The organism is Bacillus sp. FSL M8-0166 (assembly GCF_038008825.1).
Classification (GTDB): domain Bacteria; phylum Bacillota; class Bacilli; order Bacillales; family Bacillaceae; genus Bacillus; species Bacillus safensis.
The window spans coordinates 2744251-2758671 of sequence record NZ_JBBOZZ010000001.1; the positions used below are offsets into that span (position 1 = coordinate 2744251).

7 protein-coding genes, 2 tRNA genes, 3 rRNA genes and 1 other annotated feature are annotated in these 14421 nt (G+C 45.2%); of the genes, 2 read left to right on the plus strand and 10 right to left on the minus strand.

The window, feature by feature from the left end; genetic code table 11:
• Window positions 1-407: 407 nt before the first annotated feature.
• The 3 genes from serS to pdxS all read right to left on the minus strand — a co-directional run bounded on the left by serS (window position 408) and on the right by pdxS (window position 3497).
• Entirely contained in the window at window positions 408-1682 is a 1275-nt protein-coding gene (gene serS, locus NSS92_RS14255; protein ID WP_340868718.1) for a serine--tRNA ligase, read from the minus strand.
• A 49-nt stretch (window positions 1683-1731) separates the two neighbouring features.
• Window positions 1732-1948, minus strand: a binding site (T-box leader).
• 53 nt (window positions 1949-2001) lie between these two features.
• Entirely contained in the window at window positions 2002-2592 is a 591-nt protein-coding gene (gene pdxT / locus NSS92_RS14260) for a pyridoxal 5'-phosphate synthase glutaminase subunit PdxT (RefSeq protein WP_340868720.1), read from the minus strand.
• A gap of 20 nt (window positions 2593-2612) precedes the next feature.
• Window positions 2613-3497 carry a pyridoxal 5'-phosphate synthase lyase subunit PdxS gene (gene pdxS, locus NSS92_RS14265; RefSeq protein WP_047203776.1) on the minus strand — a complete coding sequence of 295 codons (885 nt, stop codon included), beginning with the start codon at window positions 3495-3497 and terminating at the stop codon, window positions 2613-2615.
• 246 nt (window positions 3498-3743) lie between these two features.
• Here pdxS and pdxR point away from each other — a divergent pair, with 246 nt between their 5' ends.
• Window positions 3744-5222 (plus strand): MocR-like pyridoxine biosynthesis transcription factor PdxR, encoded by a 1479-nt coding sequence (gene pdxR, locus NSS92_RS14270; RefSeq protein WP_267588168.1) that lies wholly within the window; start codon window positions 3744-3746, stop codon window positions 5220-5222.
• A 42-nt stretch (window positions 5223-5264) separates the two neighbouring features.
• Here pdxR and NSS92_RS14275 read toward each other — a convergent pair whose 3' ends face one another.
• Entirely contained in the window at window positions 5265-6590 is a 1326-nt protein-coding gene (locus tag NSS92_RS14275; RefSeq protein ID WP_340868723.1) for a D-alanyl-D-alanine carboxypeptidase family protein, read from the minus strand.
• Window positions 6591-6750: 160 nt separating this feature from the next.
• Window positions 6751-8217, minus strand: coding sequence for an IMP dehydrogenase (guaB, locus tag NSS92_RS14280; RefSeq protein WP_041106261.1), 1467 nt, complete (start codon window positions 8215-8217; stop codon window positions 6751-6753).
• Window positions 8218-8338: 121 nt separating this feature from the next.
• Here guaB and NSS92_RS14285 point away from each other — a divergent pair, with 121 nt between their 5' ends.
• Window positions 8339-9307, plus strand: coding sequence for a YaaC family protein (locus NSS92_RS14285; RefSeq protein ID WP_340868726.1), 969 nt, complete (start codon window positions 8339-8341; stop codon window positions 9305-9307).
• A gap of 11 nt (window positions 9308-9318) precedes the next feature.
• Here the strand turns inward: NSS92_RS14285 and rrf are convergent.
• From rrf to NSS92_RS14310, 5 genes are all read right to left on the minus strand, one after another.
• Window positions 9319-9434 (minus strand): 5S ribosomal RNA (gene rrf / locus NSS92_RS14290).
• A 61-nt stretch (window positions 9435-9495) separates the two neighbouring features.
• Window positions 9496-12426 (minus strand): 23S ribosomal RNA (locus tag NSS92_RS14295).
• Window positions 12427-12524: 98 nt separating this feature from the next.
• A tRNA-Ala gene (locus NSS92_RS14300) sits at window positions 12525-12600 on the minus strand.
• A gap of 14 nt (window positions 12601-12614) precedes the next feature.
• Window positions 12615-12691 (minus strand) — tRNA-Ile (locus NSS92_RS14305).
• A 95-nt stretch (window positions 12692-12786) separates the two neighbouring features.
• Window positions 12787-14335 (minus strand): 16S ribosomal RNA (locus NSS92_RS14310).
• Together the 16S, 23S and 5S rRNA genes with 2 tRNA genes alongside form the textbook arrangement of a ribosomal RNA operon.
• Between the last annotated feature and the right edge of the window lie 86 nt (window positions 14336-14421).

Genomic DNA, 14421 nt, shown 5'->3' on the forward strand with positions numbered 1-14421 from the left:
AAATGCCACTAAAAAAGAACCAATTACTTTTCTATCTTCATCAAAAATCGGGTAACCTTTAACAGCAATTTCATAACCATATAAAGACTCTGGCAAGTGCCCGTCATATTCTTGTCCTCTTAATGTCGTCGCCACATTTTGGTCTTCTGGGTTCAATGGGTCCCCAACTTTCATACCAAAATCTATTGTGTTAGACGGGTAATAACAAAGTATCTTCTCTGTATCTGTGATGCCGAAAAGAATACTTTCATCTAGTACCTTTCTAAGTAATTGAGCCATTTCAACATAATAGTCAAGCCTATTCAAGGTTATTCCTTCTTTCCTAGAAGCTTTTAATCTTTTTATCGGCTAAATTCAGGAAAACTGTAGGATTTTTGGTAAAAAGAATAAGATGCCATTGCGGCATCTTATTTCATTACTTCTTTATTTCCCATGTAAGGACGTAATACCTCAGGAATGATCACTGTTCCATCCTCTTGTTGGTAGTTTTCTAAAATAGCTGCCACAGTTCTTCCTACCGCTAATCCAGATCCATTTAATGTGTGGACATGTTCTGGCTTCGCTTTAGGCTCTGGACGGAAACGAATGTTTGCACGTCTTGCCTGGAATGCTTCGAAGTTACTGCAAGAAGAAATTTCACGGTACGTATTCTGGCTCGGAATCCATACTTCAATATCGTATTTCTTCGCAGCTGTGAAGCCTAAATCTCCCGTACACATGCTCATGACACGGTATGGCAGGTTCAACAGCTGAAGAACTTTTTCTGCTTGATTTGTTAGTTTTTCTAATTCTTCATAAGAATCTTCTGGTCTGACAAATTTCACGAGCTCTACCTTGTTAAATTGATGCTGGCGGATGAGTCCGCGTGTATCTCTTCCGGCAGATCCAGCTTCTGATCTAAAGCAGGCACTGAATGCTGCATAGTTGATTGGCAGCTGTTCACCTTCGAGGATTTCGTCACGATGCATGTTGGTAATCGGCACTTCGGCTGTTGGAATGAGGAAGTAATCTTCTTCGCGAATTTTAAAGGCATCCTCTTCGAATTTTGGAAGCTGACCTGTTCCTGTCATGCTTGCTCTGTTGACCATATAAGGTGGAAGCACTTCAGTAAAACCAAACTCATCCACATGTAAATCAAGCATAAAGTTATACAATGCGCGCTCTAAGCGGGCGCCAAGCCCTTTATAAAAAACGAAACGGCTTCCTGTCACTTTTCCTGCACGTTCAAAATCAAGGATGTTGAGTTCATCAGCTACGTCCCAATGTGGTTTTGGCTCAAATGAGAAGGCTGGCTGTTCGCCCCATTTTCTCACTTCCACGTTGTCGTCTTCTGTTTCACCAACTGGTACAGAGTCATGAGGGATATTTGGAATTGAGAACAGGATGTGCTGCAGGCTTTCTTCTACTGTTCTTAGCTCATCATCCAGCTTCTTAATCTCATCTCCTACCTCACGCATTTCTTGAATAATGTGATCGGCGTCTTTCTTTTCTCTTTTTAGAACGGCCACTTGCTGTGATACTTCATTTCTTCGGCTCTTTAATACTTCTGTTTTCCCGATTAATTCTCTTCTTTTTTGATCTAGCTCACCAAACTTATCAAAATCCGCTAAATCTTCGCCTCGGTGTACTAATTTTTCTTTGATTTGATCAAAGTCCGTGCGCAGTTGTTTAATATCCAGCATGTGTAACACTCCTTTTTTTATCGAAAAATAAAAAGAGCCCTCATCCCATGAAAGGGACGAGAGCTCTCGCGTTGCCACCCTGATTGAAAACATGCAGAAGCATGATTTCCTCTTTCCTCTGTAACGGCATCACCGTAAATGCTTACTTCTCGTGTTTCAGCATTTCGCTCAAGGATGGATTCAGAATGCATCTTTCACCGATTCTCACCAACCATCGGCTCTCTGAGAAAGAGGGGCTTCTTACTATTTCCCGTCAACGCTTTTTCGATCTTTGATTGTGATTTTAATGTACTATAAGTTTTATCTCTTTTCAACCGTTTTATACAGCAAGCTTCGTTTTGTAGGACTTCACCATGTCTACAAACAGCTGTGTTAACCTGTGATCGTCTGTCAGCTCTGGATGAAAGGAGCAGCCTAAGATATTGTTTTCTTTCGCCATCACAATCCTGCCGTCATATTCAGCCATGATTTCTACGTCATCATCTGCGCTGATGATATGAGGCGCACGGATGAATACTCCTGTAAACGGCGCATCCAGTCCTTTTACTTCTAATTCTGCTTCAAAGCTGTCTACCTGTCTGCCAAAAGAATTCCGTGCAACAGATACATTTAACAGTCCAAGATGAGCATCTTCTCGATCTTCGATATGCTTTGCCAGCATAATCAAACCGGCACATGTTCCGAAAATCGGTTTCCCTTGAGCAGCGAACGCTTTGATCGGGTCAATGAATAGGTACGTATCCATGAGTCTTCTCATCGTCGTACTTTCTCCACCAGGGATAATCAAACCGTCAACGGATTCTAGCTCTTCTACGCATTTGATGATCTTTCCTTCTGCGCCGCAGGCTTCAATCGATTGAATATGCTCTCTCACCGCTCCTTGAAGCCCTAGTACACCAATTGTCAGCATGTTTGTTTGCGCTCCCTTAATTACCAGCCACGCTCTTGCATACGTTCTTCTGGCAGTAGATTTGAAATTTCAATTCCTTTCATAGCTGTTCCAAGCTCTTTTGAAAGTTCTGCAATAAGACGGTAATCTGTGAAATGAGTCGTTGCTTCAACAATCGCCTTTGCAAATTTAGCTGGATTGTCTGATTTGAAAATACCAGATCCGACGAATACACCGTCTGCTCCAAGCTGCATCATTAACGCAGCATCTGCTGGTGTCGCAACGCCTCCAGCTGCAAAGTTCACAACTGGCAGCTTGCCGTCTCTTTTGATTTGCAACAATAATTCATAAGGTGCACCAAGGTTCTTAGCTTCTGTCATCAGTTCATCTTCACTCATGGCTGATACTTTACGAATCTGAGCATTGACCTTTCTCATATGACGAACAGCTTCTACAATGTTGCCTGTCCCAGGCTCTCCTTTTGTACGAAGCATAGAAGCGCCTTCTGCGATACGGCGTGTTGCCTCACCTAAGTCGCGGCATCCACAGACAAAAGGTACTGTGTATTCATTTTTATTTAAATGGAATTCCTCATCTGCGGGCGTCAGCACTTCACTCTCATCGATATAATCAACACCAAGTGCTTCAAGAACACGAGCCTCGACGATGTGGCCGATACGTGCTTTTGCCATGACTGGAATCGTTACTGCATTTTGTACTTCCTCTACGATTCTTGGGTCTGCCATACGGGCAACACCGCCTGCTGCACGGATATCAGCTGGTACTCGTTCTAGTGCCATGACTGCCACCGCACCTGCTTCTTCTGCAATTTTTGCCTGCTCCGCATTGACGACATCCATAATGACGCCACCCTTTTGCATTTCTGCCATTCCACGTTTCACTCGTTCAGTTCCCTTATTGCTCACAATAGTTTCCTCCCATTTGTCTATTCGATTGATTCAACATCTTTATCATACAAGCGAGAAAGTATAACAATAAAGAGAATAGTATAACAATTCAACCAACCGGGAAATAAGGATAAACCCTTGTACACAAAGGATTTCCAGTTGAAAACATGTCGTTTGCTCTTTCAAGTGTGATTTACATGCTATAATGCAACTATAACAATTCAAATTCATGTATAACAATTTTGCATTTTATGGAGGGTTCTCATGCATATTGATATCCATCGACACTCTGATACATCTCTTTCAAATCAAATTTACTTTTCAATCATCGATCACATTCAATCTGGTTTGCTTCAGCAAGGAGAAAAGCTGCCGACTGTCCGTGATTTAGCTAAGCAGCTGAATGTGAGTCTTGTCACGGCAGCAAAGGCATACACCCGATTAAAGGACGACGGATATTTAACGACGGTGCAAGGTAAAGGAACTTTTGTGAATGAGCAGCAAGAGCAGGCAGATATCCCGGTTCCATCATCTACCTCTTTCGATTGGCAGTTGTCGATTCCAGATTATTTACCACGGTCTCAATTCGCTCAGTATCACTATGTCGAAGAAGCCATTAACCTTTCTTCCTCTATGATCGATCCAGGGCTTTTGCCAAACCGGTATTTAGAAAAAGAAATGCAGCATGTACTAGCCAGACATCCTCAAATCATGTCGAAGTATGGAGAAATTCAAGGTGATCTTCAGCTGCGGCAGGTCATTCAATCTTTTTTAGAAAAGTTGGATGTGCCATCTACACCTGAAAATATTCTTGTAACAAGTGGTTCTCAGCAAGGGCTTGATTTGGTGGCACGTACGTTTATTGGGCCGGATGATGTGGTTGTCATGGAAGCACCGACCTATCCAGGGGCCATCGATGTCTTTATGGGCAGAGGAGCAAGAATTATTACCGTCCCTGTCGATCATGAAGGGATGAACATGAAGCAGCTTCAAAGCATTTGTGATAAATATAAACCGAAGCTCATCTATACGATTCCTACTTTTCACAGTCCGACAGGGGCCAGTATGTCAATGAAACGCAGAAAACAGCTTCTCTTACTGGCTCAAAGCATTGATTGTCTCATTGTAGAAGATGACCCTTATCGTGAGCTTTATTTTGAAAAAAAGCCGCCAGCACCTATTAAAAGCTTGGACCACGATGGACATGTCATTTATTTACGAGGATTAAGTAAAACACTGGCTCCAGGATGCAGAATCGGGATTATCACAGCGTCAGGCTCGATATTTAACCGTTTATTAGCTGCAAAGGCCAATAATGACTTAGGCAGCCCTCTTCTCACACAAAAGGCCATATTGCCGTTTCTGACATCAAAGAAAATGATTGATCATACAAAGAAGCTAAGGACCGCCTTGAAGGTGAGACGCGATTTGATGATGGATGTGTTAACGAAGCATGCACCGAAAGATGTAACGTGGCAAATTCCACAGGGCGGGCTCAATTTATGGCTTAGCTTCCCTTCCTGGGTCGATACACGAGCACTGTTGCATGAGGCACGTAAGCAGCAAATTACCTTTTTGCCTGGCTCTGTCTGCTATCCTGGAGAGCCGAAACAGAATTATATCCGCCTCAGCTTTTCCTATGTGAATGAAAAAGCACTGACCGAGGGAGTGGAAAAGTTATGTGATATTTTTCAGCAAGCTTTATCCACTCCTCAAAATCAGAAGCAATCGCTCTTCTTTTAACGCTAAAAAAACTGCTCTCATGTATAGAGAGCAGTTTTTTTATTAGAACCAACCTTTTACTGTGTCAACGATTCCGCCCCAAATGCCAGCGAAGAATCCACCTACACCGCGCATTGCAAGGATGAACCAGTTTGCTTTTTCATCGCCTGTTTTCGTCACAAGCTCAACACCTGATTGGTCTTTATTTAAATAGCCATAGTCCTTCTCATCACCAGAATAAGAAGTCGTCAGCGTTCCAACCTTCGTTCCTTTTTTAATAGGAGCTTCTAGGTTCTTTTTCTCGATATTTACTTTCGCTTTATAGCTCTTTTCGTCACCATTTTTTACTGGCACAGAAAATGCTTCTTTCGTCACAACAGGTACTTCTTTATCTTTGCCTTTATCAACTTCGATGTTTTCATGTCCTTTGATTTGTTGACCTTTTTTGTACATTTCTTTCATCGTGAAGTTTTTAAACGCATAGTCGAACAGTTTTTTCGCCACGTCGAAACGTGCTGTATGAAGATTACCTTTTGCATTCAAGATGACTGCGATAACACGCATGTCACCTTGTTTTGCTGTACCTGTGAAGCTAGAACCGGCTGAATCTGTAGAGCCTGTTTTCAGACCGTCTACACCTTTATATTCTTTCACAAGTCCTTTAAGCATGAAGTTCCAGTTAGGCATGTCCATTTCATCGTCAGTGCCTTCTCTGAACTTTGTTTTCGCAATACTTGATGTTTCAAGAATTTCTGGATGGTCTTTGATGAGATGCTGTGCTAGCAATGCCATATCTTTTGCAGATACTTCACTTTCTTCATCAGGACCTGTACCTTTTGGCTGTTGGCCATGTAAATCTTTATTTTCCAGACCAGTTGCATTCACGAATTTGTAGTTTGTTAAACCAAGTTCTTTCGCTTTTGCGTTCATTTTTTCAACAAATTTCGATTCTGATCCAGCGATCACTTCTGCTAAACCGATCGCTGCTGCATTTGCCGAATAAATAGCCGTTGCTTGATAAAGTTCTTTCACTGTATACGAACCATCTTTTCTCAAAGGAACGTTAGATAAACTGCGGTCCTGAGAAATTTCGTATACATAATCATCTGGCGTATACTTTTGATCCCATTTCACCTTGCCTTCAGCAATCGCCTCTAGTAATAGATACTCTGTCATCATTTTTGCCATACTTGCAATAGGCAGTCTTTGATCTGCGTTTTTACTATAAAGAATTTTACCTGTAGAAGCTTCAATAAGGATCGCTGCTTTCGCATTCACACTGAATGGATCTTCAGCAGCTTTTGCTTTGGACATTGGTGTAAATGCTGTAACAATCAATGCCAATGCAAGGATAGAGACCATAAGCTGTTTCAACATCTTGCTGTTCAATCGTCATACCTCCGTATTCATCTTTTTTCGACGTTTTTCATATATATGTAATCCACAAGGGCTTGTTTCAACACAACAGTATAAATTTTATCACAATAAAGACAAAAAAAATAGACAGAGTCATAGACCCTGTCAAATGTAATTTGATTGTCACAATTTATCAAGAAATTGTGTAGTTTGGTGATTCTTTTGTAATTTGTACATCATGTGGATGGCTCTCACGAAGTCCTGCACCCGTCATACGAATGAACTGTGCTTCTTCTCTAAGAGTGCGTAAATCCTGTGTTCCACAATAGCCCATACCAGAACGAATACCGCCAACTAGTTGATACACTGTATCAACGACTGGCCCTTTGTATGGTGTACGGCCTTCGATACCTTCAGGAACGAATTTTTTATTATCTTCTTGGAAGTAACGATCTTTACTTCCTTTTTCCATTGCAGCGACAGAACCCATACCACGATAAACTTTGAAGCGTCTACCTTGGAAAATTTCTGTTTCTCCTGGGCTTTCAGATGTACCAGCTAGAAGGCTTCCCAGCATAACAGCATGTCCGCCAGATGCTAATGCTTTCACGATATCACCTGAATATTTAATTCCACCATCTGCAATAATAGCTTTACCATGTTTTCTTGCTTCTGTTGCACAGTCATAGATCGCTGTGATTTGTGGTACACCAACACCTGCAACAACACGTGTTGTACAAATAGATCCTGGTCCGATACCGACTTTCACAATATCTGCTCCTGCTTCAAACAATGCTTTTGTTGCTTCAGCTGTTGCAACATTACCAGCAATGATGTTAAGAGAAGGATACGTTTCACGAATTTTCGATACAGTGTTTAGAACACCTTGAGAATGACCGTGTGCTGTATCAATGACAATGACATCCACATTGGCTTCAACTAATTTTTTCACACGTGTCATTGTATCGCCAGTGACACCAACAGCGGCACCAACAATTAAACGGCCATGTGCATCTTTAGAGGAGTTAGGGAATTCAATCACTTTTTCAATATCTTTGATTGTGATGAGACCTTTTAATGTTCCTTCGTCATCTAAAAGAGGTAATTTTTCAATCTTGTATTGCTGTAGGATTTTTTCAGCTTCTTCTAACGTTGTACCAACAGAAGCTGTCACAAGTTCCTCTTTTGTCATCACGTCGCTAATCTTCATTGAATAATCCGAAATAAAACGAAGGTCACGGTTCGTAATAATACCAACAAGCTTTTGGTCTTGTTCGTTGTTGACAATCGGCACACCTGAAATACGGTATTTACCCATTAAATGCTCTGCATCAAATACTTGATGCTCTGGTGTTAAGAAGAATGGATTTGTAATAACGCCGCGCTCTGAGCGTTTTACTTTATCCACCTGCTCTGCTTGCTGTTCAATGGACATGTTCTTATGAATAATACCAAGACCACCTTGACGGGCCATTGCAATCGCCATTTGTGATTCCGTCACTGTGTCCATTCCCGCACTGATAATTGGAATGTTTAGCTTTAATGTGCTTGTTAGCTCCACTGATAAATTGACATCACGCGGAAGTACTTCAGACTTTGCTGGAACAAGCAAAACATCGTCAAACGTCAAACCTTCTTTTGAAAATTTACTTTCCCACATTAGTAAATCCCCCTCTTTTCGGCAAAATATTATATGTAGATTATCAACTAGGAAACAGCATGTCAAGGAAGCAACAAACAGTTGCAATTTTTAGAAAATATAAAGAGAGTTGAGGAAGAAGATGAAAAGTTCAGGATGGAAGGATTTAAAACGTTTTTATTCGCTCGAAACCTCCCAAAAGTTTCTATTTCAACAATATGAGAAACGGAACATTCAAGATGCAAACCAGCAAGCCTATAAAAACTGTGAACGATTTATTTATTTTCTAAAACATGGCCATATGTTCTATGAACAGGCAGCGATCGCGCCTCTAGAACTTAAACCCATTTTATTGTTTTATGGAATGGCGCAGCTGCTAAAAGCATGTTTGCTGACAGTTGATCCCCATTATCCTTCTCAAACCTCTGTTTTAGCTCATGGCGTAACATCAAGAAAGAGAAAGAAACAGCATTACCGTTTTAGTGAAGATGAGGTGAAAATCCAAAGAAATGGGCTATGTATGCATGTGTTAAAGCATCTATTTCATTTAAATGGTCTTGAAGATGAGCGATTTACGATGATCCATCTCCTGTCAAAAATACCTGAAATGAGTCATATTCTTGAGTTTCAAAAGCAGCCCTCGACATTAGTTAAAGTGGAAAAGGTTAACGGAATGATGATTCAAGATCATATTCCATTACTTTATAACATGTCTGCTGAACGGTTTATTGAATACTTTGAGTTCCATACAACCTGGAAACTCAAACAGAGAGAGGCTAAAAAATTGACGTTTGATGTATTTCTTGAAGAAAACCCAGCACTTGCTACTCATCTTCATTATGATTTAGAAATGGATCAATGGTTTATACCGTCAACACGAGATGCTTTTCTAGGGATTCCTGAGATCATCAGCCATTACTTATTGATGTATAACCTTAGTATGATTGCCCGCTACGAAACAGAATGGTGGTACGAGCTGCTGTCTCAATACATTAGCGATGATTACGTCATGATTGAACGCTACATGGAGATTGCAGAAGAGAAGTTCCCAGCATACATCATGATGCTGTTAGAAGAAAAAACAAAAAAGACCAGTTCCGAATGGAACTGATCCTTATAGAAGCTTGGCGGCGTCCTACTCTCACAGGGGGAAACCCCCAACTACCATCGGCGCTGAAGAGCTTAACTTCCGTGTTCGGTATGGGAACGGGTGTGACCTCTTCGCTATCGCCACCAAACCTGATGGAGAGAATGTTCTCTCAAAACTAGATAACAATGTTCAAACTTCACATTAGAATATAGGTTAAGTCCTCGATCTATTAGTATCTGTCAGCTCCACGTGTCACCACGCTTCCACCTCAGACCTATCAACCTGATCATCTTTCAGGGATCTTACTTCCTTGCGGAATGGGAAATCTCATCTTGAGGGGGGCTTCATGCTTAGATGCTTTCAGCACTTATCCCGTCCGCACATAGCTACCCAGCGATGCCCTTGGCAGAACAACTGGTACACCAGCGGTGCGTCCATCCCGGTCCTCTCGTACTAAGGACAGCTCCTCTCAAATTTCCTGCGCCCGCGACGGATAGGGACCGAACTGTCTCACGACGTTCTGAACCCAGCTCGCGTACCGCTTTAATGGGCGAACAGCCCAACCCTTGGGACCGACTACAGCCCCAGGATGCGATGAGCCGACATCGAGGTGCCAAACCTCCCCGTCGATGTGGACTCTTGGGGGAGATAAGCCTGTTATCCCCGGGGTAGCTTTTATCCGTTGAGCGATGGCCCTTCCATGCGGAACCACCGGATCACTAAGCCCGACTTTCGTCCCTGCTCGACTTGTAGGTCTCGCAGTCAAGCTCCCTTGTGCCTTTACACTCTGCGAATGATTTCCAACCATTCTGAGGGAACCTTTGGGCGCCTCCGTTACATTTTAGGAGGCGACCGCCCCAGTCAAACTGCCCACCTGACACTGTCTCCCTGCCCGATAAGGGCAGCGGGTTAGAAGGTCAATACAGCCAGGGTAGTATCCCACCGATGCCTCCACCGAAGCTAGCGCTCCGGTTTCCAAGGCTCCTACCTATCCTGTACAAGCTGTACCAACATTCAATATCAGGCTGCAGTAAAGCTCCACGGGGTCTTTCCGTCCTGTCGCGGGTAACCTGCATCTTCACAGGTACTATAATTTCACCGAGTCTCTCGTTGAGACAGTGCCCAGATCGTTGCGCCTTTCGTGCGGGTCGGAACTTACCCGACAAGGAATTTCGCTACCTTAGGACCGTTATAGTTACGGCCGCCGTTTACTGGGGCTTCAATTCGCACCTTCGCTTACGCTAAGCGCTCCTCTTAACCTTCCAGCACCGGGCAGGCGTCAGCCCCTATACTTCGCCTTACGGCTTCGCAGAGACCTGTGTTTTTGCTAAACAGTCGCCTGGGCCTATTCACTGCGGCTTCTCGGGGCTTTAACACCCTAAGAAGCACCCCTTCTCCCGAAGTTACGGGGTCATTTTGCCGAGTTCCTTAACGAGAGTTCTCTCGATCACCTTAGGATTCTCTCCTCGCCTACCTGTGTCGGTTTGCGGTACGGGCACCTCTCACCTCGCTAGAGGCTTTTCTTGGCAGTGTGGAATCAGGAACTTCGCTACTAAATTTCGCTCGCCATCACAGCTCAGCCTTTACGGGAAACGGATTTGCCTATTTCCCAGCCTAACTGCTTGGACGCGGATATCCAATACCGCGCTTACCCTATCCTCCTGCGTCCCCCCATTGCTCAAATGGTGAGGAGGTGGTACAGGAATATCAACCTGTTGTCCATCGCCTACGCCTTTCGGCCTCGGCTTAGGTCCCGACTAACCCTGAGCGGACGAGCCTTCCTCAGGAAACCTTAGGCATTCGGTGGACGGGATTCTCACCCGTCTTTCGCTACTCATACCGGCATTCTCACTTCTAAGCGCTCCACCAGTCCTTCCGGTCTGGCTTCACAGCCCTTAGAACGCTCTCCTACCACTGTTCGTAAGAACAGTCCGCAGCTTCGGTGATACGTTTAGCCCCGGTACATTTTCGGCGCAGAGTCACTCGACCAGTGAGCTATTACGCACTCTTTAAATGGTGGCTGCTTCTAAGCCAACATCCTGGTTGTCTAAGCAACTCCACATCCTTTTCCACTTAACGTATACTTTGGGACCTTAGCTGGCGGTCTGGGCTGTTTCCCTTTCGACTACGGATCTTATCACTCGCAGTCTGACTCCCAAGGATAAGTCATCGGCATTCGGAGTTTGACTGAATTCGGTAACCCGGTAGGGGCCCCTAGTCCAATCAGTGCTCTACCTCCGAGACTCTTACCTTGAGGCTAGCCCTAAAGCTATTTCGGAGAGAACCAGCTATCTCCAGGTTCGATTGGCATTTCACCCCTACCCACACCTCATCCCCGCACTTTTCAACGTGCGTGGGTTCGGGCCTCCATTCAGTGTTACCTGAACTTCACCCTGGACATGGGTAGATCACCTGGTTTCGGGTCTACGACCACGTACTCATGCGCCCTATTCAGACTCGCTTTCGCTGCGGCTCCGCATCTTCTGCTTAACCTTGCACGGGATCGTAACTCGCCGGTTCATTCTACAAAAGGCACGCCATCACCCGTTAACGGGCTCTGACTACTTGTAGGCACACGGTTTCAGGATCTATTTCACTCCCCTTCCGGGGTGCTTTTCACCTTTCCCTCACGGTACTGGTTCACTATCGGTCACTAGGGAGTATTTAGCCTTGGGAGATGGTCCTCCCGGATTCCGACGGAATTTCACGTGTTCCGCCGTACTCAGGATCCACTCTGGAGAGAATAACATTTCAGTTACAGGGCTGTTACCTTCTTTGGCGGGCCTTTCCAGACCTCTTCGCTTATATCATTCCTTTGTAACTCCGTATAGAGTGTCCTACAACCCCAAGAGGCAAGCCTCTTGGTTTGGGCTGTTCCCGTTTCGCTCGCCGCTACTCAGGGAATCGCATTTGCTTTCTCTTCCTCCGGGTACTTAGATGTTTCAGTTCCCCGGGTATGCCTTCTCATACTCTATGTATTCAAGTATGGATACTACTCCATTACGAGCAGTGGGTTTCCCCATTCGGAAATCTCCGGATCAAAGCTTGCTTACAGCTCCCCGAAGCATATCGGTGTTCGTCCCGTCCTTCATCGGCTCCTAGTGCCAAGGCATCCACCGTGCGCCCTTTCTAACTTAACCATTTCTTACTTTAGAAAGAATCACTATGTGTGATGAACTTTGCATTGCATTCAATGTGAATGTATTACTTATTGTTATCTAGTTTTCAAAGAACACGTTGGTGGAGCCTAGCGGGATCGAACCGCTGACCTCCTGCGTGCAAGGCAGGCGCTCTCCCAGCTGAGCTAAGGCCCCGATTTAATAGAAGATGGTGGGCCTGAGTGGACTCGAACCACCGACCTCACGCTTATCAGGCGTGCGCTCTAACCAGCTGAGCTACAGGCCCATCTTTCATATCGAAGATATGATGTTGTAGGATCTTTTGCAAGTTCCTTCAAAACTAAACAAGACGAAAACGCACGCTGCTCCATATATCCTTAGAAAGGAGGTGATCCAGCCGCACCTTCCGATACGGCTACCTTGTTACGACTTCACCCCAATCATCTGCCCCACCTTCGGCGGCTGGCTCCATAAAGGTTACCTCACCGACTTCGGGTGTTGCAAACTCTCGTGGTGTGACGGGCGGTGTGTACAAGGCCCGGGAACGTATTCACCGCGGCATGCTGATCCGCGATTACTAGCGATTCCAGCTTCACGCAGTCGAGTTGCAGACTGCGATCCGAACTGAGAACAGATTTATGGGATTGGCTAAACCTTGCGGTCTTGCAGCCCTTTGTTCTGTCCATTGTAGCACGTGTGTAGCCCAGGTCATAAGGGGCATGATGATTTGACGTCATCCCCACCTTCCTCCGGTTTGTCACCGGCAGTCACCTTAGAGTGCCCAACTAAATGCTGGCAACTAAGATCAAGGGTTGCGCTCGTTGCGGGACTTAACCCAACATCTCACGACACGAGCTGACGACAACCATGCACCACCTGTCACTCTGTCCCCGAAGGGAAAGCCCTATCTCTAGGGTTGTCAGAGGATGTCAAGACCTGGTAAGGTTCTTCGCGTTGCTTCGAATTAAACCACATGCTCCACCGCTTGTGCGGGCCCCCGTCAATTCCTTTGAGTTTCAGTCTTGCGACCGTACTCCCCAGGCGGAGTGCTTAATGCGTTAGCTGCAGCACTAAGGGGCGGAAACCCCCTAACACTTAGCACTCATCGTTTACGGCGTGGACTACCAGGGTATCTAATCCTGTTCGCTCCCCACGCTTTCGCTCCTCAGCGTCAGTTACAGACCAGAGAGTCGCCTTCGCCACTGGTGTTCCTCCACATCTCTACGCATTTCACCGCTACACGTGGAATTCCACTCTCCTCTTCTGCACTCAAGTTTCCCAGTTTCCAATGACCCTCCCCGGTTGAGCCGGGGGCTTTCACATCAGACTTAAGAAACCGCCTGCGAGCCCTTTACGCCCAATAATTCCGGACAACGCTTGCCACCTACGTATTACCGCGGCTGCTGGCACGTAGTTAGCCGTGGCTTTCTGGTTAGGTACCGTCAAGGTGCGAGCAGTTACTCTCGCACTTGTTCTTCCCTAACAACAGAGCTTTACGATCCGAAAACCTTCATCACTCACGCGGCGTTGCTCCGTCAGACTTTCGTCCATTGCGGAAGATTCCCTACTGCTGCCTCCCGTAGGAGTCTGGGCCGTGTCTCAGTCCCAGTGTGGCCGATCACCCTCTCAGGTCGGCTACGCATCGTCGCCTTGGTGAGCCATTACCCCACCAACTAGCTAATGCGCCGCGGGTCCATCTGTAAGTGACAGCCGAAACCGTCTTTCATCCTTGAACCATGCGGTTCAAGGAACTATCCGGTATTAGCTCCGGTTTCCCGGAGTTATCCCAGTCTTACAGGCAGGTTACCCACGTGTTACTCACCCGTCCGCCGCTAACATCCGGGAGCAAGCTCCCTTCTGTCCGCTCGACTTGCATGTATTAGGCACGCCGCCAGCGTTCGTCCTGAGCCAGGATCAAACTCTCCGAAAAAGTACAAAACCGAAGTTTTGCTTTTCGCCAGTTTGACTGACTACCTATGAAGTATCATAGGATTTTTTTATAAAAACTCGAATTAA